This window comes from Flavitalea antarctica (assembly GCF_054461535.1).
Window position 1 is genome coordinate 114,269 of the sequence record NZ_JBTLQG010000007.1, and the last position, 19,112, is coordinate 133,380.

Genomic DNA, 19,112 nt, shown 5'->3' on the forward strand with positions numbered 1-19,112 from the left:
GCAGACAGGTGTTTGTCTTTTCTAATTTGCGGGATCATTTACAGTTTTAGTATCCGGAACAACCGCCATGACCATGATAATGATCGAGCTGGCGAGCATGATCCAGATGGCGGGCTGCTTAACCGGGCAAATTCCATTATAACATCCCGTATACACTATATAGGATTTTATCGCATAAGCCAGTATCAGTCCGCCGAAAATAAAGTTCCATCTCTTGGCCCAGACCCTCGGAATCAGGAAAAAGGCTATGGCAAATACCGAGAAAAAAATGAACACGTTTCCGGGCTTACCATAGATCTGACCCTCAGAAAAAAATCCCGTAAAAAATTTGTTCAGATCCGGATACCAGGTCCAGGGGAAAAAACAACTTGCAACAAGAACTAGCGTGGTTATAACACCAATAATCTGGGAGTATTTCATCTGGGAATTTATACCCAAAGCTACCAAATTATCAGGGTGACCCAAGCCTGTTAATTTTCAACACCCATCTGTTCAATGATGCGCTGCAGATCCTCCTGCATCTTCTCCAACAAAACAGTGTTAGCACCCGCTTCACTTTGAATCCGGATTTCTGACTGAAGCCTGGTAAGCATTTGCTGGATTTCTGTCATCAGGGATGCAGCATCATACCCCGGGTCAGATGGATTTAAATACCTGGAATAAATCTGCTGGCAGGTTGTTAGTAGCTGAGTGTCTGATTGCATGCGAAATGTATGTAGTTCGATCAGATCTGAGCCAGCAAAAGACATACCGCCCGATCTACATCATGGTCTCACCCATGGTTTAGAAACTTAGCAATAAAAATCCTAAAACAAACTGAGTTGTGAGTAGGCCGGCGCCTGCGGTAACCTTGGCCTGATAAAAGCGTCTGCGACATATTGCCCCAGGCCGGTTATTTCAAAAACAGGGGTTTCTGTATACCTTGTTGCCACTACGACATTAGTTGTGCCTGCATGTTTTGTAAAAAGCTCGCCAACAAGTTTGGGACAATTATTTTCTCTTGACAAATGTGCAAGAAGCAGGTGAGTCATATAGGAAGGACGATGCTGCAGAAAGATCTCCAATGCCTGCGTGTTTGAAAGGTGACCTTTCCCGCCCGTTATCCTGTTTTTCAGAAACCATGGATAACGACCTTCACTCAACATCAGTTCGTCATAATTTGATTCAAGAAAAGCCGCATGACAAATACTGAAATGCCTGGTCACATGTTCACAAGGCTTGCCTATATCTGTAAAAACGCCAATATTGATCTTACCATTTGAGATAATAAAACTGTGCGGGTCACAGGCATCGTGGAATTTCGGAAAGGCAGTAATTGTCAACCCCCCGATCGTAATGGGCTGATAAGGTAAAAAATTATTAATAAGGGTGGCATCGAATCGGATCTTTCCGTTTCTAAGGGTAGATGTTGTTATGTACACGGGCAGCCTGTAGCGTTTCAACAATGTAGGAATGCCTGAGATATGATCGTTATGTTCATGGGATATGAACACAGCTTTAACCTTTTCAAGACTAAGTCCAAGCCGGGACATCCGCAGTTCGAGTTCCTTGCACGGCAAGCCGGCATCAACGAGAACTGCCTCTTCGTTATTACCGATATAATAACAGTTACCGTTGCTGCCGGAATTAAGCGATGTGATAAATAATGACATACCGAAGCTGCAAATCTAAGGCATTTTGCAGTCGGGAAGTCAAAGCCCGCCTAAGGTTTTTCCTCAGTGGTTGTCACGCTTTTTACATTACCATATGTATCCTTCACAACTGTGGTAGTCTTGCGGACTTTCGATGACTTTTTACCTGACATGGCAAAAATCAGTATCAACAGCAACAAAACTCCTCCTGCTACCCACATCCAGTTCCGCTCGAACCAGGTTCCCAGGTCCTGACCATTAATTTCTACGGTTTCCTGTGCAAACAAGCCTGTGCTTATTAGCGCAAAAGACAACAGGAGCGAAAAATACATGCTAATTTTCCGGACTTTAGTTTGATTGATTGACGGCCTGAGTATTGTCATAATTAAAACGTATTGTGAATAAATAAATGAGGTTCCCAGGCATAAAATATCAAAAGACATGCCCCGCCCATGTTGTAATACCTGTTGGTAGCCCTGGCATTACATCTCCGGGTATATCATTATCTTCATTCCAGATTCAGTATAATGACCGAAAACCAACATAAAACACCGGCGGGCACAGGCCAGGCAGAAGCATTTGACCAGGGAGGAGGATATCAGCAGGCATTCCGTTTGTTGATGCATGCACCGGTTGCCATCTGCATGTTAAGACTACCGGATTTTGTGATCGAGCTTGCGAATCCGCCGATGCTTGAGTTATGGGATCGTGATGCAAGTGCGATCGGCAAAAAACTTACCGAAGTTTTTACGGAAGTCTCACAACAGGGTTTTGACAAATTGCTGCATTACGTAGTTACAACCGGTAACACCTTTCATGAACATGAGAGACCCGTAGTGATCATGCGGAATGGAAAAAGAGACGAGGTTTTTGCAAATTTTGTTTTTCAGCCTTTTTATAGCGAAACGGGCGAAATGGTTGGTGTGCTTGCTGTAGCGAGTGACGTAACGGCGCAGGTTCATGCCCGCAGGGCAATCGCACAGGCAGAAGAGACTACACGACTTGCAGTTGATGCCGCCAGGCTCGGCTCTTATGAGCTCAATCTGGAGACCGACGAGCTCTCAGTGACGCCAAGATTTGTACAAATATTTGGACTTGACGCGGCAGGTGACAGATCTGCTTATACCAACGTGATACATCCGGATGACAAAGCCGCAAGAGCAGCGGCGCATGAACTTTCCATCGTAACCGGGAGACTCGAATACGAAGCCAGGGTGATCTGGAAAGATCAGTCAATCCATTGGATAAGGGCAACAGGCCGTATTTTATATGACCAGAAAGGAAAACCGGTAAGACTGCTTGGAATTGTGCAGGACATCACCGAAGAAAAGAAGTTTTCTTCCGAATTAAGCCTGAGGATTGCCGAAAGAACGAGAGAACTGGAATTGGCCAATCAACAACTTGCAAGATCAAATGCGGAACTGGAACAATTTGCATATGTAACATCGCATGATCTCCAGGAACCACTTCGAAAAATACAGATGTTTAGCAGCATTCTTTTAGGCAAAACAGACGCGAAGCTGGATGGCACCGAATACACGAAGAAGATTTCAGACTCCGCCAAAAGAATGACATCCCTGATCACGGACCTTCTTGACTATTCAAGGTTGTCAAAGGTCGAGCCAACCTTTTCAGAGATCGATCTGAATAAGATCCTCAACAATGTGCTCGGGGATTTTGAGTTGTTGATAGAACAAAAGAAGGCAGAAATCAAAAGCAATATCCTCGGGGCTGTTCCAGGCATCCCGGCGCAGATGAACCAACTATTCTACAACCTGATCGGTAATGCTTTAAAATTCTCTCATCCTGCCAGGACACCTATCATTACCATTTCGGGCAGACCTTTACCTGCGGAAGACAGGGTAAAATTTAATTCGCTTTCTAATAATAATCCCTATTATGAAATCAGGTTCGCCGACAATGGGATCGGCTTTGATCAGCAATATGCAGACAGGATCTTTGTAGTATTTCAACGATTAAACATGTCTCCCGATTATTCCGGCCATGGCATAGGACTGGCCATCTGCAACAAGATTGTTTCGAATCATAACGGGGTCATATACGCGAACGGAAAGACAGACGAGGGCGCCGTATTTACCGTGATATTGCCGGTGAATAAATAACTTTATCCATAAAAAATTATATGGCGGTTGACCAAAGGCTGAAGGCTATCATCGGTGGGTCTATTGGAAATCTTGTTGAATGGTACGATTGGTACGCCTACTCTGCTTTTTCTTTGTATTTCGCTTCCAGCTTTTTTCCAAATACCGATTCCACAGCACAGCTCATCAATACTGCAGGCATATTTGCAGTTGGTTTTATCATGAGGCCGATAGGCGGCTATATCTTCGGGAAACTCGCCGACACACATGGCCGGAAAACCGCAATGACGCTGTCCGTTTTGTTAATGTCATTCGGTTCTCTACTTATCGCTATTTCACCGGGATATAATGCCATCGGCATTTTCGCCCCTATCCTGTTGCTCATAGCAAGGTTGTTACAGGGATTAAGTGTCGGGGGTGAATACGGAACTTCGGCTACCTATCTCAGTGAAGTTGCGCTTGCTTCACGCCGCGGATTTTATTCCAGCTTCCAGTATGTAACCCTGATTGGTGGTCAGCTGTTGGCCGTCGGCCTGCAGCTGTTGTTACAAAGAATATTCCTGACTGACGAACAACTGCACGAATGGGGCTGGAGGATACCCTTCATAATCGGAGCTGTACTTTCACTCATAGCCTTATACCTAAGGCAGAACTTACATGAGACCGCCGCATTTGTGAGCCAGCAAAACAAAGGAGCCGTCCGCAGAAATCCCCTGTTAACGCTACTGCAACATCCACGGGCGATACTTACTGTAGTTGGACTCACACTCGGCGGCACCGTTGCATTTTATACCTATTCCACCTACATGCAAAAATTTCTGGTGAATACTACGGGTTTATCAAAGGATCAGTCAACGTTGCTTACCTTTTGTTCTCTGCTGCTGTTCGCTTTTCTGCAACCGGTATTTGGAGGGCTGAGCGATAGGATCGGCCGTAAACCACTCCTGATAGCCTTCGGGATACTGGGTACAATTTTCACCATACCCTTATTTATGGCACTGCAATCTGCAACCGGTTTGTTTAATATATTCCTGCTGCTTATGGCGGCCCTGGTGATCGTAAGCGGTTATACATCCATAAATGCCGTTGTTAAAGCTGAATTGTTTCCGGTTGAGGTAAGGGCACTGGGTGTGGGTCTTCCCTACTCGATTACCGTGGCCCTTTTTGGTGGAACCGCCGAGTACATTGCGCTCTGGCTGAAAAAAGCCGGGCATGAAGACTGGTATTACTATTATGTAACCGTCTGCATTTTTATTTCTTTGCTGGTTTACCTGTTGATGGCGGATACCAAAAAAACTTCATTGATCAAAGATTAAGCGAACCCGGTCCTCCGCCTATCAGTCCATGGTGATGGCATGGCTTTTCTATCTGAAGCCGGATGGAACAATACGCCACACAAATAGGCATATTTGCCGGGATTTGCACTTGTATTTCATTGCTTCCCCAACTGGTAAAAATTATAAAGGAAAAAAAGGCAGAGAATATTTCATATCTCATGTTATTCATTCTGCTTATCGGCGTGGGAACCTGGATATGGTACGGTTCACTTAAGGAGGACATGCCTATCATCATCACGAATTGCGTATCTTTTTTTATAAACCTGCTGGTCATCTTTTTTACCATCCGCTATAAACAAAACGAAAAAGCGGCTTGAGTAAGACCATCACTATTTGGTACGGAGAGCCCGCAATTTTAGTCCGCGGGGATTTCTGTAATCCTTATGGCGACCGCGTTCCGGCTCAATATATCAAACTGGAGATTTGTATCCGAACTTACTTTGCGCTCCCTCTTTCTTACCCTTGTAGGAGAATTTAAGGCCTGGTCATCGGTATAGATGGTAGCCGTGTACCGGGCTCCGGTTTTTAAGAACCTGAGCGCTAAATTCAACTTTCTTTCGGTTACACCATTAAGGGAACCGACAAACCAGTTTTTGCCTGCGCGCCTTGCGATGGTCACGTATCCGTCCATCGTACCCTCGATGATCCTGGTTTCATCCCACACAACCGGTAGTTGATCAAACCAGTCAAGTTCAGCTGTTTGCCGGATGATACCGGGGCGAAGATCTGTAGAAGTGTCGGGTAAAGGTCTGTCGTACCAGTACAGGAACTGCAAGGGACTGTAGAGACATACCGCCTTAGCTAGTTGTGCGGTATGCGAACCCATTTTGTCCACCCGTTCGTTAAAATAACAGATAGTGTTATCTGCAGCGCCCGCTATCATCCGCGTAAAAATTGTTTTTATGGTATGCTCAAGAACAGGGCTTTCTTCATCCCCCCGTATACCTTCCTGTGTAAGCAGGTTCGGATATGTCCGTGATAATCCCGTAGGCCGATACTCATCATGTATATCAACGAGCAAATGGTATTTTGCGGCCTTGGTGACTGCGCTATGCAGCCACGAGGTAACAACTTGTGATCCGACCTGTACAAAACCAAACTTTATCCCCTTAATGCCCCAGGACTCATACAGCGGAAACAAAGTATCAATCTGGCGTTCAAGTGCTCTCCTGTTTACATAGAGAAACACACGCACCCCATGTGTGCGGCCATAGGCAATTACCTTTTGCAGATCGAGAGAACCCTTCGCGCGTGCGGGATCCAACGATACCCTGGAGGCGTCTGACGTATCACTATCTTCCTTTCCATACCAGCCGGCATCAAAACATATGTAACTGATATTATGCCTGGATGCAAAATCAATGCTATTAATAGCACCCTGGGTAGACAATGTTACTTCACGTAAAATTTTACCAGGCTTGATCCAGTTATCTTTCCCGATTGCTGATGGCTCATTAAGATTTTCCAGGAGATAATTTCTTCCCAGTAAAGCCGCCGGTGAATCACCAATAAGGATATATCGCCAGGGGGACAAAATGGTATTGGTTGCTTCTATAGCTGATCCCAATACGCAACCCAGAGAATCGGACCTGGTACCTGCGAACTTCATTCTCGCAAAGTCCGTCAGCGCGGCTTCTCCCAAAGCCAGGTATTTACTGTTCGGTATTTGTATTGTCAGTGGTCTTTCGACTGTATCTGCCAGTTGCCGGACCGGTATCTGTGATATAGGACTTTGAGCGAACCTGCTGCTCCAGGCAATGCTACCGGGAAGCGTTTCAAACATGCTTTGTTCTGTCTGAATAGTAAAGTCCCCCCGCTTGTACACGCGATAACGATATGCGAAACCTTCGTTGTATAACCGGCAGATCACAATGATGCTATCTGGCGATTGGCCACGGGTCTCAAAACGAAAAATTATTTCGCGGTAATTTTCAGGAACAATTTTTCTTTCACCATATAGCGCTGTCCATGAACGTGAGACGCTTTTCTTCAAAGGTTTCCCGGCATAATACACCGTGTTTTGCGGGGCAGGATTAGATGATTCTTTGTTCGATGCGGATGGTCCCGTATTTATGCCGATGATTCCATTTATCAGTCGTTCCTTTGATTTTGTAAGGAACGCATACGTCATCAATGACCTTTCATTGCTTCCTGTATTGATTTCAACGAGCAGTTTGTTGTCCGGACTGGCCAAAGAGTATTGTTGAGCCGTCAGCGGCGTTGTACAAATAATAAAAATGGCCAGCAACACCGGCAAAATTTGAATCGTTTTCATACGAGATTTTAAGAGAATCTTTCTATCTGTCGTTTTGCTGATTCAAGCCGGCGTATCTGCTTTTTTAACAGTTCACGCATGTATTGGGGAATGAAGACCGATTGGATGGCTTTTGCATATTCGGCACGTATATTATTTTCGATGACTACACATTGCTTCATGATAGCCCCGCGTGTGGGAATAGGAACGACAGGAGTTATACCCTCCCTGATATCTTCAACAGGCGTCTCGGTTTCGATATTACCTTCGATGGTTTGAATTTCGATACTTATCCATATATTATTCTGGTAGCTTTCTCCGGCCACCAGTGCGAAAAATTCGCGGTAATCAGCATCTAACTCATTACCATAATCGAGAAAGTCCTTGTAGAATTTTATGCGATCGTTGTTGATCCTGATAAGCCCATTTAATATTTCTACAGCATCCCTGGTTCGAGGATTCAGCATGTAAGAACAAGTTTTCCCATTACAGATTAGGTTGATAGTATACCTCTGAAGATAAGGAAAATGAATCAATTGTATTTTGATCTTTTGGCCGCTTTCTTTTTCGCGGATTTTTTTACCGCACTCCTTTTTTTCGATGCTTTCTTTTTTGCCGTTTTTTTCGCAGCTGATTTTTTTGAACCTGATTTCTTTGCAGCTGATTTCTTTGCAGCTGATTTTTTTGCCGCGGATTTTTTCGGGGGGACCTTTGCTCCTTCTTTCCTCGCTTCGGAAAGTGCTATGGCAATTGCCTGTTTCCGGCTGGTAACTTTTTGGCCGCTTCCGGATTTCAATTTGCCTTTCTTTTTTTCATGCATTACAGTCTCTACTTTATCCTGGGTTTTTTTAGAATACTTTGCCATCGGAATAATGATTTGGTTAGAAAATATAGTAATAGCCAAAACCGAATACAATTCAGGTGCCATTAGTATTTCTTCAAAATGCTTTATTTCATCAACTCATCCAGTGTTTCCCCGATTGCCCTGAGCAGGCCGTCATTAACGGACTGATGACCGGTACGGTCCTCTGTAAGTGCACGATAAGTACCTTCTTCATCAGGCTCAAAGAAGTATACCGTACCATTCAAATCAATTTTGAAACGGTGGGTATAGCCCCATTTTATCATTTCCATTTTGAGCAATAGATCTTCCTCCTTGTAATGTACCGGTAGCTCTAACGTTTCGTTCATTGTTATAACGCAACTAAGTAAAAAATCTGGTGATCCAATGCTCATCAGTTAAGCACTAAAAAAAACCATCCTGGTTTATTATCCAGGATGGCTTCGGACACTACGCCCGATTTAATTACTCTGATAAACTAATTATTTAAAACAAATCCTTTCAGTTATAACCTTTACACTTGTCTGCTACAGTTTGCTCCTGTGTTTGTTCCCATCAGTTCTCGTCGGTTTTTTGTTGTGAGTTACATCATTTCCTTTGAAAGTCTGCTCTTCATTTTTCCTGCTGTCCAGGTTGTCTTTATTTTCTGGTGGTTTTTGATTTGAATTCGTCGCCTGAGGCTTCGATTGCTGAGGATTGTTACTTTTCATATTCCAAGTTTTAATGTTCGTTAATACTTCTTATGAGTTAACTTCTTATAAGTTACGAATTCCGTTTAAGCTTTCCTGAAATTTTAATCAACATCAGCCGGCTTCACCATCGGTAATTTCGGTACCGGTGCCTTCACCTTCGTTTTTTTTGTTTTTTTCTTCGAGGTTGGAATTGGCAAAGGGATCAGGGTTCGATTTCGGACCTTCAATGATATCCTTCTTATCAGCCACTTCAGATTTGTTCACAGCCGGGTTTTCGGGCGAAGCGACCTTATCAGTTTTTAACTTCCCGTCTGGTGTTTCAACATGAATATTTGATGTCATTTCTTTTTCTTTTTTAAACGTTTTTGGCTCAATTGCTTTCTTTTTTTCCAGCCTGCGACCGGTTCAGGATCGTAAAGTGACTTTCCTTTTTTGTCGATTAGCCCGGTCAGCTTACCCAGTGATAAACTCAACTTGCCAATCTTTGCTGCAGGCTGCTTTCTGCTTGTGTTGGCTTCTGCGTCGAAAGCTGCTATTGCCTGATCAATTATCGCAATCTCTTTTTGATGGTCCTTCAGCTTTCTGTACAATATCATCAGGCGATTATAAGCCAACTCGTTGAGGGGCTTTTTTTTAATGATGCCTGAATAAATCTTTATGGCCTGCCCGGTATCCCCCTCCACTTCATAATCTCTTGCACGTTCAAGCAGTTCTTTTATCGTTCCCTTACTGTTTACATCCGTATCAAGATGTGCGAGTTTCATGAGTATCTACATATTTTGCTATGATGGCCTGGAGTTTCTGCTTCAGATCAGGAGGACAATTAGTATTATACAGAAGGTGAGCCGGGTCAGATTCCCAATGGTAACACTGGCTCGGTTTCATTGTGTTACCGTCTATGTTAATTGCCTGGCTGTCAAGGGATTTTAACTCTTCAAGCAACATCTGTTCATATTCTTTATTAATCCTTGTTTCCATTATCATTTTTGTTGTAGAGGTATAAAAAATATGCCACCATTGCTAACCGTCAGGTCTCGAGCCGTGCAGCACATAATCGGAAACACTTACGTTGATCCAATGCTCTAACCTTAAGCAGGTTAATTAGCAGATGTCGGGTGCGTATGTAGTTTGTTAAAAGACGTCGGTGCCTTAACTTCGTCGCATGATTGGACATATCCTTCTGATTGATGATGATCCCGATGAATGGGATATTTTTAATGAAGCACTGCAGGAAGTTTGTGAGAAGTGTAAATGTACTTATGCAGACGGCGCGCTGGATGGGTTGAATATGCTTCGTTTCATACGCCCTGACGTAATATTCCTGGATATAAATATGTCTAAGGTAAATGGTTTCGAATGCCTGGAGAGGATCAAGAAGATTGATACTTTCCACGCAGTTCCGGTAATCATCTATTCAAATGGTATCCAGGACGAGACTTTCAAAAAAGCACTGAAAATGGGAGCCGTTGCATGCATACGCAAACCTACCGGCATTCCTGCACTCGTCAAAGTTCTTGATCATGTAATTAATGTCAACGAACCACTGGCCTCGCTTGGCACGCGTTTTATTTAGATTCGAACTCGGGGCTGGAAATCATTTCTAGTACCTGCTGCAGTTTCTGAAGGCTGTTTCCTTTCTCCAGGAAAGCATACGCGCCCTCCTCAAGAGCAAGCTGAATGGTCCATTCGCTGTCATCTGCCGAAAATGCAAGCAACCTGGTCTCGGGATAATGATGGCGCAGGTGCCTGAACAGGGAAATACCGGGCAGATCGTTCAGCTGAACCTCGGAAATGATGATATCAGGTAGACGATCGGTTGTAGCAAGCAACTCGATGAAATCAAGCGTCTCACCGGATTTGATGATTACCTCATAGTTAAGATAAGTCAGCACTTCCGACAGGCAAAGTCGCAGGATCTCATGGGGCTCAAGAATGGCAATAGTCTTCGTCAAGGGTTGTGTGTTTGGGGGTTATTTGCCAAGGTACACACACGGTTATTTTCATGCAATGTTTTTAGTGGTCATTTAGGAAAAAGCAAGACTTTCTGCTAGGCCCGATAAGTGTTTATAGCTAAAAAAAATATTTATCTCTCCAATCATTAATTGCGTTACAGGTAGATTTAACACCGTTATATTTGTCCTCATTAACTTTTCAGATTTCTAAAACTATTTTGCCAGATGAAATTTTCTCTCTTGTTTATCGCACTCGCCGCGCCGTTTCTAATTTCTGCCCAGTCTCCTGATTCGAAATATTACGAGCTTCGGATTTATTACTGTCATCCGGGACGACTGGATGCGTTGGTCGAGCGTTTCACCAATCATACAACCAGGCTGTTTGAGAAACACGGTATGGAGAATGTCGGCTACTGGCTGCCGATAAATAATACCGAAAATGCCCTGTATTATGTTTTGGCATATCCTTCAAAAGAAGCCAGGGATGCTTCGTGGAAAGCGTTTGGTAGCGATACAGTATGGAAGGCAGTTGCAGCAAAGTCTGAAGAATCGGGTAAGATTGTTGCAAAAGTGACTTCCATATTCATGGATGCCGCAAGTATATCACCCGCAATCAAACCTTCCATAGCCAAAGCCGACCGGACCTTCGAATTAAGAACTTATTATATATTACCGGGAAGAAAGGAGGAATTATTAACCAGGTTCCGGAACCATTCTCTTAAGCTTTTGTCTAAACAGGGCATTCAGCACGTCGCCTATTGGACAACGGTAGAACCTGCAGGAAAAGAACCAAGACTCATTTATATGGTTGCTTACCCGAATGAAGAAGCGGGCAAAAAATCCTGGGATGCATTCCGGAAAGATCCGGATTGGATCAAAGCAAAGGCTGAGTCTGAAAAAGATCATCAGATCGTTGAAAAAGTAGAATCGGTCTGGTTGAAACCGTTGGCTTTTTCAAAGATCAGATAGACTTGTAAACGGCTGTCTTTCTAATTCACTACGTTTACGGGGTTTCCCTGCTGAAAACTGACCAGGTTACGGATCGTTCCATCCAATAGTCGTGCACGCGCCTCCACCGTGGCCCATGCTATATGAGGTGTGATGATGCAATTTTTCGCTGACAATAAAGGATTATCTTTTTCCGGCGGCTCTTTGGATAACACGTCTAACCCGGCGCCGGCGATTGCTTCCTTATTCAGGGCCTGGGCAAGGTCATCCTGATTAATGATCGGACCACGCGCCGTGTTGATCAGAATAGCGGTCTTTTTCATTAATGAGAGGGTCGATTTATTGATCATCCCTTTTGTTTCATCAGTGAGCGGGCAGTGTATGGTTACTATATCCGATTCCGAAAGCAGGGATTCGAGTCCGGCCGCACTTATAGAAGAATTGTTCCCGTGTTTGGTGAGGCTGCGGCTGTTAGCCAGGACCTTCATACCGAATGCAAGTGCTATATCTGAGACCTGCCTGCCTATTGTACCAAACCCGATGATGCCAATCGTTTTTCCCTCCAGTTCATGAAGCGGTGCCTTTGTAAAAGAAAAATCCTTGGAATTGACCCAGTCCCCTGCTTTTACGGCCTGGCCATGCAGACTCACCTGGTTGTAGAACTCCAGGATGAGTGAAAAGGTAAGCTGAACAACGGAAGCGGTACCATAGCCGGGCACATTCGACACCACGATCCCCTTTTCTTTCGCAGCAGCAACATCTACTATATTGAAACCCGTGGCCAGCACACTGATAAACTTCAACCTGGGCAACATGCCTATCATTTCCCGGCTGACCGGAGTTTTGTTTGTAAGAATGATTTCGGCATCCCTGCACCGCTCAACAACCTGGTCACTTTCTGTTCTTTCATAAACGGTGAGGTCCCCGCATTTCTCAATTTCCGCCCAGCTCAGATCCCCGGGATTTAATGTATACCCATCTAAAACAACTATCCTCATAACATCATTAATTTAAAATCTGCTTTGATCTGTTCCTTTTTACGATCCCTATGCCCGGAACATCCACATTTAATTTTATCTGCAATCCATCAGCTTCAGTTAATTCCGATCCTCACAACACCTTTACCTGAAAAGCAGTGTACCCTATCACCTTCTGCTCCCCCACCTCAACTAAATTATGGCTTTTGTCTTAAACATATGTCCCTGCTCGTCGGCTGATATCCCCGTTGGTCGGGATTTCGTTTTTTAACACCGCCAGGATAGTTTGATTTGCTGAATAAGTAAACAACATGAACATCATTCACCAGGGTAACATCCTCATTCACATCCTTGCAGGAACAATCGCATTGATCGCTGGTTTCGCGGCTATAATAAGTATTAAGGGAGGCAAACTACATCGGCGTTCCGGGAAGTATTTTATGCGGACCGTGATCATTGTTATTATCACGGGCTTAATCGGGGTCTTTATTTTTAACCGGAACAATTTTCTGCTGGTGGTTACCCTTCTCAGCGGTTATACCTGCTTTAGCGGTATCAGAGCGATCCGGCTGCAAGGTCAAAAACCGGGAGTCTGCGACCTGATCGTCCCGATAATAGTGATGGCTTCGGCACTTTACTATCTTTACCATATCACTACTATAGGACTGTTCTGGGCGCCGGCGGTAGTCTACCCGACTATAGGAGCCCTTTTTATCATTACCATTTATGACCTTACAAAAATGTTTCTGAGCCGGGTCTTTCTCACAAAAGCCATGATGTATGAGCACGTTTATAAGATGGTTAGTTCAATGATAGCAATCACATCCGCTTTTACCGGCACAGTGTTGCCCCAGTACAAACCCTATAGCCAGTTATTACCTTCTCTATTCGGTTTCGTTTACATATTCATTATCTTCATCAGACTTAGCAAAAAAACAGGAGCCGGTAAGTTAGCGTTTAGTGACGGGCACAAAAGTGCAGATTCTGCTCAAAACAGGCACCATCAATAGGCAACGCCCGAATTGATTCAGACATCGCAGTTAAAACTTAAATTGTTTTCAATGGGGCCTGCACTGAAAATCTTTTTGATTTCGGTATTGATTGGTTTGTCGTTTGGCACCTTCATTTATCTGAATTATGATCATCGTCCGGTCCGTATCCTGATTTCGATCATTTCGAGTGTCAGTATAGGCTCGTTGATGATGCTGGCAATATATTACAGATCTCATTTTACAGTAGTGACGGGCAACGTTACCCTGAAAATGGTTATCATGATCTTCCTGTTATTGCTGGCAGCCATGGCCGGCACGGAAATCACCCTGATAATACAAGCGTGGCTGACAAACAGCCATTACACTTTCTTAAATGGGGGGAGCATTTATGTTCTGAACATACTGGTAGTAATGGTCGCGGGCATCCCGATCTATGTGAGTGAGGAATGGAAATCGGTTGCTAATGCCAGGGTTCTGAACCAGCAATACAGGCTCCTTCAGCTGGAGCAACAAAAGACGATGTTTGAACTGGAAGCATTAAGGTCAAAAATTAATCCTCATTTTTTATACAATGTTCATAATACAATTGCGGGTCTGATTTCAAAGGATCCGGCAAAAGCCGAAAAACTGGTGCTGCTGTTGTCAAAGTTTTTCAGATTCACACTTACTAAGAGCAGCCCTACCTTTCACGCGGTTTCAGAAGAAATCGACATCATTACTACCTACCTGCAAATGCTTAACTTAAGATATGAAAGCCGCATGACTTATGCTGTAATTGCCGGGCCGGAAGTGTTACATCTGCAAATGCCATCTTTTATACTGCAGCCTCTGGTGGAAAACGCAGTGAAACACGGGATAGAAAATACAACCGGAAATGGCTTTGTTAATGTGGAGTTCAGGCTGAAAGATGATACGCTGCTTATCTGTATCAGCGATTCCGGACCGGCATTTGCTGATATACCCATCACCGGTCATGGACTCGGTATGGTGTCCAATAAACTGAAATTATTATACAATGATGATTATGAACTTGAATTAGTTAACAGGCCCACAAAACATGTCAGGATCAGCATTCCAAAAAACTATCAGCACCCTCTTAATTGATGATGAAGAAATTGCCATTCACCGTCTGAAAAAGGAGCTCGCTGTTTACCCGGTGATAAATATCATTGGAGAAGCACACGATGGCATTGCGGCGGTCGAAATCATAAATTCATTACGCCCCGAACTTATCTTTCTTGATATCCAGATGCCGGGGCTGAATGGATTTGAAGTGATAAGCCGGTTAGACTATCTGCCTATGGTAGTCTTCGTTACTGCATTTGAAGAATATGCCATCAGGGCCTTTGAGAAGAATTCAGTGGATTATCTTTTGAAACCGATAGAAAGTAAAAGACTTGCGATAACAATTGCGAGGATAACCGAAAAAAGTATCACCGATAATGACACGGTTTTAAAGATCAGACAGCTTATCAAAAATACAGGTAGCCAACAACTGATTACTACCCTACCCGTTAAACAAGGTAATAAGATTACGCTGGTGCACATCAATGATATTTATTTTTTTGAAGCAAGGGACAAGTATGTATATATACATACTGGCGAAGAAGAAAAACTGATCGATTATTCACTCAGCTACCTGGAAGAGCGTTTGCCTGCTGAATTTGTGCGTGTACATCGCAGTTTTATTATCAGCAAGCTAAAGATCAGGGAGGTGCATAAACACTTCAAAGGCACCTTTATGTTTGTAATGAACAACCGAAAAAGTTCAACAATAAGAAGCGCCTACTCTTATTCTGAATCAATCAGGCAAAAGCTCCTAACCCCTTAATAACTTTTTCTCAAAACATATACTGTTTTCAACACCGGTATATTGGCCATAATTGGGGATGATACTATAGCCCGCCCTGTGATAAAGCGCTATTGCTTCAGGCTGCTTGTTCCCGGTTTCAAGTATGCAGCTCGTGTAAGACATTTCACTGGCCCAGCATTCCAGTTCAGTTAATATCTGCAATGCGGCCCCTTTGCCACGGTGTTCCGGTGCTGTAAACATTCGTTTCACTTCCATTTCCCGGGATGAGTATTCTTTGATGGCACCACAGGCAACTGGTACTCCTGCATCATACGCCACTATAACATGTTTGATTTTATCGATCTTATTATACTGGGAATAAAATGCATGGTCGGCGCCGTCCCTTATGGCCAGGTCAGCATCCAGTAGTTTTACGAGATTAACAAAATCAGGGTCAGCTGAAGTTGTTCTTTTGATGTTTAACATGATGCCTTACTTATCGTGTAAATATCGGAATTCAGGTTTATTTATAACTGATCCCTTCATCATACCTGAACAAAGCGTATCTGGATCCTTCCAGGTAACCGGGTACATCTTCCTTCTGATCTTTTACGGCTGCCTCGGACACAGGGGTGGTAAAAGGCATCCTGCCCGTTGGATTAAACTTTCCGGTAACAACGTCTAAAAGAGCATCCGTGGAAGTTCCGAAAGTTGCGATTACACCTTTGATATTTGACCTGGTCTGGTCATTGTAGATCTCATCTATCACCCACGGATTCGTATAATTGATGGCCAGTATGGTGGGCTTTTTAGCTATCAGCTGATTGATGGAATTGATGTCGACTCCATTCTTTGACAGGGAAAGCGCAATAGGTGAACCATCAGACTCAAACAATGATTTACCCCCCGGCGTGATCCATAACAGGATCAGGTCGGCTTCTTCCGGGGTCTTTACAAATTCAACATTATGATTTATTTCTTTAGCAGAATAAATGTTGTGCGGGCTGGCGGCTCCTCTTTTTTGCAGGTAGGACTCAAAATAAAGTTTTGTTTTTGGCTTTACAGGTAATGACTTCGCTTCGTTCCTGAGTAACACTATCGATTTGCGTAAAGCCAGGTCTGCCCTCTCCTGGAACTTTGCATTACCAGCAATTTTTTCTGCCTCTTCTTCATCTACATAGGGATTTTCAAAAAGGCCAAGATCAAACTTTTCCAATAACAACCGGTGAACAGACTCATCAACAAGTTTTACATCAGCCATACCCGATTTAACTGTTTCCAGCAGTTTTGCAGGATCTGCCGTTCCGGAATAAAGATTTACTCCAGCTTCGAGTGTTCTTTTATAGCGTTCTGTCACTGATAAATTTTCTGCACCCCAGGGCATCATTTCAATCGGACCGGTATCTGAATTAATAATTCCTTTGAATCCGAGTTCAGTCCTCAACAAATCCTGCAACACCTTTTTATTATACGCATATGCGATTTCTTCGTACTCAGTACCCTTTGGTATGGAATAGTAAGGCATGATTGCTGACGTACCTGCTTTGATTGCTGCCTTAAACGGGATCAGGTTATTGCGAAACATCTTCCCCGGGAAAACTTCATTTTTCCCCCAGTCAAAATGTGGATCCTGTCCACCTTCCCCGGAGCCACCGCCGGGAAAATGTTTAGTGGTTAATGCTACCGATGTAGCGTTGAGCTTATCGCCCTGGAAGCCTAAAACGATCTCCGTTATCATTTTTGCGGTCCACTCAGCATTTTCGCCAAATGTACCTTCGATACGTTGCCAGCGTGGTTCAGTTGCCAGGTCGGCCATATACATATAGCCTTTTCTTAAACCGACTGCCTTCCACTCCTGCCTTGCGATATCAGCAAACTCGCGCACCAGTTTCGGATCACGCATCGCAGATAGCCCCAACTCCCCGGGCCAGGTGGAGAAAGCCGTTTTTCCAACACTTAGTCCGATCGCTGCGTCCTGTGTGATATGATTCCGCGGATTCGATGCAACAATCGCAGGTATTCCGTGGCCATCACTTTCACAAAGTGCCTGTAATTTATTTGCCCATTGAGCAGTAACCTTTGATGGTGCGTTGGCCCTGAATATAAAATGGCGGAGATGAAATTGAGTCACTCCCTTAGTGGTACCGGCAACATTCATAACGGGTACGGGCAAAGGCTTGCGCGTAAATATATTATTGCTGGCGACAACATCATCCTCATTAAAATCACTGGTTACAGGCTGCCTGTTTTCGGCCGGTTGAGGACCACCCTCGTTCTTCAGCCTGGTTGTACTGATGAGCATGAATCCAACTTTTTCTTCGAGTGACATTTTGGACACGAGATCGTTGGCTCTTTGTACAGCGGGCAATCGCCAGTCTTCATATTGGTCGAGTGTGCCATTTTTGTTGAGGTCCTTGAACTGGAGTCCGTCGACTGTTAACAGCTTAACTGTGCGGTAACCAAGTTCCGGTTGTTTCCGGGCCGTTTGCGTTTTTGATTTCGGTTTTGCTGTTTGACCAGCAGGCTTCATTGGGGTATCGGTCTGCGAAAAACATACTGCCATGGGCAGCATCGAGATACCAAATACCAAACGGGTGATCAAATTACGGGAGGAAATGAAGCACATAGCAAAGCAGTTTATCGTTTGATTTCAGATTTGTCCTTAGCCAATTAAACCAGGGTCAACAAATCACAATGATTTCAATTTACAACAGAATTATACTCCGGCATCTTTTTTATTAAACCGTCGGTGAGTGAGTATTTAATAAGATAAAAGTTAATTAGTGCAGGTAGAACAGAGGGATTGTAAAAAAAAAACAGCCCCAGTGTTATTGGGGCTGAATAAAGATTGCGGAGGTCTCGAGCGAACCTCCGGAAATTTCTTTAATTTGCTTACTATCAATTGATTAAAGTTACGCAATCACATTTCCCTAACGATTTACTAACGTGCAATATGTTGGTCGAATAAGTTTAAGCCTTCAATCACTTTCCCGTATTCGGTCGCCCGTTCAGAGTGTCCGTTAAATAATTCCTCCCAGGTACCGTCTTCCCGGTAGGTGATATCAAGGAAATACGCACCATTTCGCAGGATCCGGAAATAAGGCTGTTTGTTATATGTATCGGCAAAGATCTGCAGGTCGTGCTTAACTCCTGCATTATCGATGTATACTTGATCCATAATTGAAAGGTAGGGATGACAGCGCAATTTTACGCCGTGAAAAATGGGAGAATGGAAAGGTTTATCTGGGAAATTATTTTAGTAAAATTACATAGCAGGGGTTTTATATCCCTGAAAGTATCCCTACCTTTGAAATGATCCCCGCTAAGGTTCAAAGACAGTATGGTTTTTCAGGATGATATTTCGGAGGTCAGGTACTTGTTGCTTGACCTCCGCTGTCTTTATTAGGCATCTACTTCCCTTAAAATAGTATAGAAAGAAAAAATTCGCACGCAAAAAATATCGATTTAAGATATTCTTTCAGGTCACCCGTTGTCAACCCCTAAGACAGCGCGGGCACTGGTATCTTTCTATATTCAGAAAAATTCGGAAACCGATCAATCGGCAGAAACGAAAATTTCCTGAGCCTAATAAAG

General features: G+C 43.8%; 25 protein-coding genes. 8 read left to right on the plus strand and 17 right to left on the minus strand.

The window, feature by feature from the left end:
- Positions 1 to 21: 21 nt before the first annotated feature.
- The 4 genes from ACX0G7_RS09435 to ACX0G7_RS09450 all read right to left on the minus strand — a co-directional run bounded on the left by ACX0G7_RS09435 (position 22) and on the right by ACX0G7_RS09450 (position 2,014).
- Positions 22 to 420 carry a hypothetical protein gene (locus ACX0G7_RS09435; RefSeq protein WP_458923208.1) on the minus strand — a complete coding sequence of 133 codons (399 nt, stop codon included), beginning with the start codon at positions 418 to 420 and terminating at the stop codon, positions 22 to 24.
- A gap of 50 nt (positions 421 to 470) precedes the next feature.
- On the minus strand, positions 471 to 704 hold the full coding sequence (locus ACX0G7_RS09440; protein ID WP_458923209.1) for a hypothetical protein: 234 nt from the start codon (positions 702 to 704) through the stop codon (positions 471 to 473).
- Positions 705 to 806: 102 nt separating this feature from the next.
- A complete protein-coding gene (locus tag ACX0G7_RS09445; protein ID WP_458923210.1) occupies positions 807 to 1,652 on the minus strand; it encodes an MBL fold metallo-hydrolase in 846 nt (281 codons plus the stop codon).
- A 50-nt stretch (positions 1,653 to 1,702) separates the two neighbouring features.
- Positions 1,703 to 2,014: a hypothetical protein gene (locus ACX0G7_RS09450; RefSeq protein WP_458923211.1), complete on the minus strand. Its 312-nt coding sequence runs from the start codon at positions 2,012 to 2,014 to the stop codon at positions 1,703 to 1,705.
- A gap of 144 nt (positions 2,015 to 2,158) precedes the next feature.
- Here ACX0G7_RS09450 and ACX0G7_RS09455 point away from each other — a divergent pair, with 144 nt between their 5' ends.
- The 3 genes from ACX0G7_RS09455 to ACX0G7_RS09465 all read left to right on the plus strand — a co-directional run bounded on the left by ACX0G7_RS09455 (position 2,159) and on the right by ACX0G7_RS09465 (position 5,387).
- Complete coding sequence (locus ACX0G7_RS09455; protein ID WP_458923212.1) at positions 2,159 to 3,754, plus strand: PAS domain-containing sensor histidine kinase; 1,596 nt, start codon at positions 2,159 to 2,161, stop codon at positions 3,752 to 3,754.
- A 20-nt stretch (positions 3,755 to 3,774) separates the two neighbouring features.
- Complete coding sequence (locus ACX0G7_RS09460) at positions 3,775 to 5,049, plus strand: MFS transporter (RefSeq protein ID WP_458923213.1); 1,275 nt, start codon at positions 3,775 to 3,777, stop codon at positions 5,047 to 5,049.
- A 62-nt stretch (positions 5,050 to 5,111) separates the two neighbouring features.
- Complete coding sequence (locus ACX0G7_RS09465; protein WP_458923214.1) at positions 5,112 to 5,387, plus strand: SemiSWEET family sugar transporter; 276 nt, start codon at positions 5,112 to 5,114, stop codon at positions 5,385 to 5,387.
- A gap of 38 nt (positions 5,388 to 5,425) precedes the next feature.
- On the opposite strand, the gene ACX0G7_RS09470 is transcribed toward ACX0G7_RS09465, so the two are convergent.
- The 8 genes from ACX0G7_RS09470 to ACX0G7_RS09505 all read right to left on the minus strand — a co-directional run bounded on the left by ACX0G7_RS09470 (position 5,426) and on the right by ACX0G7_RS09505 (position 9,835).
- Positions 5,426 to 7,345, minus strand: coding sequence for a glycoside hydrolase family 97 protein (locus tag ACX0G7_RS09470; protein ID WP_458923215.1), 1,920 nt, complete (start codon positions 7,343 to 7,345; stop codon positions 5,426 to 5,428).
- Positions 7,346 to 7,353: 8 nt separating this feature from the next.
- A complete protein-coding gene (locus ACX0G7_RS09475; protein WP_458923216.1) occupies positions 7,354 to 7,791 on the minus strand; it encodes a hypothetical protein in 438 nt (145 codons plus the stop codon).
- Between the two features lie 65 nt (positions 7,792 to 7,856).
- Complete coding sequence (locus ACX0G7_RS09480; RefSeq protein ID WP_458923217.1) at positions 7,857 to 8,189, minus strand: DUF6496 domain-containing protein; 333 nt, start codon at positions 8,187 to 8,189, stop codon at positions 7,857 to 7,859.
- Positions 8,190 to 8,272: 83 nt separating this feature from the next.
- A complete protein-coding gene (locus ACX0G7_RS09485; protein ID WP_458923218.1) occupies positions 8,273 to 8,515 on the minus strand; it encodes a hypothetical protein in 243 nt (80 codons plus the stop codon).
- 177 nt (positions 8,516 to 8,692) lie between these two features.
- Positions 8,693 to 8,875: a hypothetical protein gene (locus tag ACX0G7_RS09490; RefSeq protein WP_458923219.1), complete on the minus strand. Its 183-nt coding sequence runs from the start codon at positions 8,873 to 8,875 to the stop codon at positions 8,693 to 8,695.
- 93 nt (positions 8,876 to 8,968) lie between these two features.
- The gene (locus ACX0G7_RS09495) at positions 8,969 to 9,199 is read right to left on the minus strand and encodes a hypothetical protein (RefSeq protein ID WP_458923220.1); all 231 of its coding nucleotides are present in this window, start codon (positions 9,197 to 9,199) and stop codon (positions 8,969 to 8,971) included.
- Complete coding sequence (locus tag ACX0G7_RS09500) at positions 9,196 to 9,621, minus strand: hypothetical protein (protein WP_458923221.1); 426 nt, start codon at positions 9,619 to 9,621, stop codon at positions 9,196 to 9,198. Before ACX0G7_RS09500 ends, ACX0G7_RS09495 begins: the two co-directional genes overlap by 4 nt.
- Complete coding sequence (locus ACX0G7_RS09505) at positions 9,602 to 9,835, minus strand: hypothetical protein (RefSeq protein WP_458923222.1); 234 nt, start codon at positions 9,833 to 9,835, stop codon at positions 9,602 to 9,604. Before ACX0G7_RS09505 ends, ACX0G7_RS09500 begins: the two co-directional genes overlap by 20 nt.
- 184 nt (positions 9,836 to 10,019) lie before the next feature.
- On the opposite strand from ACX0G7_RS09505, the gene ACX0G7_RS09510 reads away from it, so the two are divergent.
- Positions 10,020 to 10,430, plus strand: a complete 411-nt coding sequence (locus ACX0G7_RS09510; protein ID WP_458923223.1) for a response regulator — start codon at positions 10,020 to 10,022, stop codon at positions 10,428 to 10,430.
- Here the strand turns inward: ACX0G7_RS09510 and ACX0G7_RS09515 are convergent.
- Entirely contained in the window at positions 10,423 to 10,809 is a 387-nt protein-coding gene (locus ACX0G7_RS09515) for a response regulator (protein ID WP_458923224.1), read from the minus strand. The genes ACX0G7_RS09510 and ACX0G7_RS09515 overlap by 8 nt on opposite strands.
- A gap of 225 nt (positions 10,810 to 11,034) precedes the next feature.
- On the opposite strand from ACX0G7_RS09515, the gene ACX0G7_RS09520 reads away from it, so the two are divergent.
- Positions 11,035 to 11,778 (plus strand): NIPSNAP family protein, encoded by a 744-nt coding sequence (locus tag ACX0G7_RS09520; RefSeq protein WP_458923225.1) that lies wholly within the window; start codon positions 11,035 to 11,037, stop codon positions 11,776 to 11,778.
- Positions 11,779 to 11,798: 20 nt separating this feature from the next.
- Here the strand turns inward: ACX0G7_RS09520 and ACX0G7_RS09525 are convergent, their stop codons facing one another.
- A complete protein-coding gene (locus ACX0G7_RS09525; RefSeq protein ID WP_458923226.1) occupies positions 11,799 to 12,755 on the minus strand; it encodes a D-2-hydroxyacid dehydrogenase in 957 nt (318 codons plus the stop codon).
- Between the two features lie 290 nt (positions 12,756 to 13,045).
- On the opposite strand from ACX0G7_RS09525, the gene ACX0G7_RS09530 reads away from it, so the two are divergent.
- Genes ACX0G7_RS09530 through ACX0G7_RS09540 form a run of 3 tightly spaced genes read left to right on the plus strand, consistent with a single transcriptional unit; the run spans position 13,046 to position 15,557 of the window.
- On the plus strand, positions 13,046 to 13,744 hold the full coding sequence (locus tag ACX0G7_RS09530; RefSeq protein ID WP_458923227.1) for a DUF2306 domain-containing protein: 699 nt from the start codon (positions 13,046 to 13,048) through the stop codon (positions 13,742 to 13,744).
- Positions 13,745 to 13,795: 51 nt separating this feature from the next.
- Positions 13,796 to 14,830, plus strand: coding sequence for a sensor histidine kinase (locus tag ACX0G7_RS09535; RefSeq protein ID WP_458923228.1), 1,035 nt, complete (start codon positions 13,796 to 13,798; stop codon positions 14,828 to 14,830).
- On the plus strand, positions 14,784 to 15,557 hold the full coding sequence (locus tag ACX0G7_RS09540) for a LytR/AlgR family response regulator transcription factor (RefSeq protein WP_458923229.1): 774 nt from the start codon (positions 14,784 to 14,786) through the stop codon (positions 15,555 to 15,557). The genes ACX0G7_RS09535 and ACX0G7_RS09540 overlap by 47 nt, the downstream gene beginning before the upstream one ends.
- Here the strand turns inward: ACX0G7_RS09540 and ACX0G7_RS09545 are convergent.
- The 3 genes from ACX0G7_RS09545 to ACX0G7_RS09555 all read right to left on the minus strand — a co-directional run bounded on the left by ACX0G7_RS09545 (position 15,546) and on the right by ACX0G7_RS09555 (position 18,696).
- Positions 15,546 to 16,004 (minus strand): GNAT family N-acetyltransferase, encoded by a 459-nt coding sequence (locus tag ACX0G7_RS09545; protein WP_458923230.1) that lies wholly within the window; start codon positions 16,002 to 16,004, stop codon positions 15,546 to 15,548. The genes ACX0G7_RS09540 and ACX0G7_RS09545 overlap by 12 nt on opposite strands.
- 37 nt (positions 16,005 to 16,041) lie before the next feature.
- Entirely contained in the window at positions 16,042 to 18,144 is a 2,103-nt protein-coding gene (locus tag ACX0G7_RS09550; protein ID WP_458923231.1) for a glycoside hydrolase family 3 protein, read from the minus strand.
- A gap of 315 nt (positions 18,145 to 18,459) precedes the next feature.
- The gene (locus ACX0G7_RS09555) at positions 18,460 to 18,696 is read right to left on the minus strand and encodes a hypothetical protein (RefSeq protein ID WP_458923232.1); all 237 of its coding nucleotides are present in this window, start codon (positions 18,694 to 18,696) and stop codon (positions 18,460 to 18,462) included.
- Positions 18,697 to 19,112 lie beyond the last annotated feature (416 nt).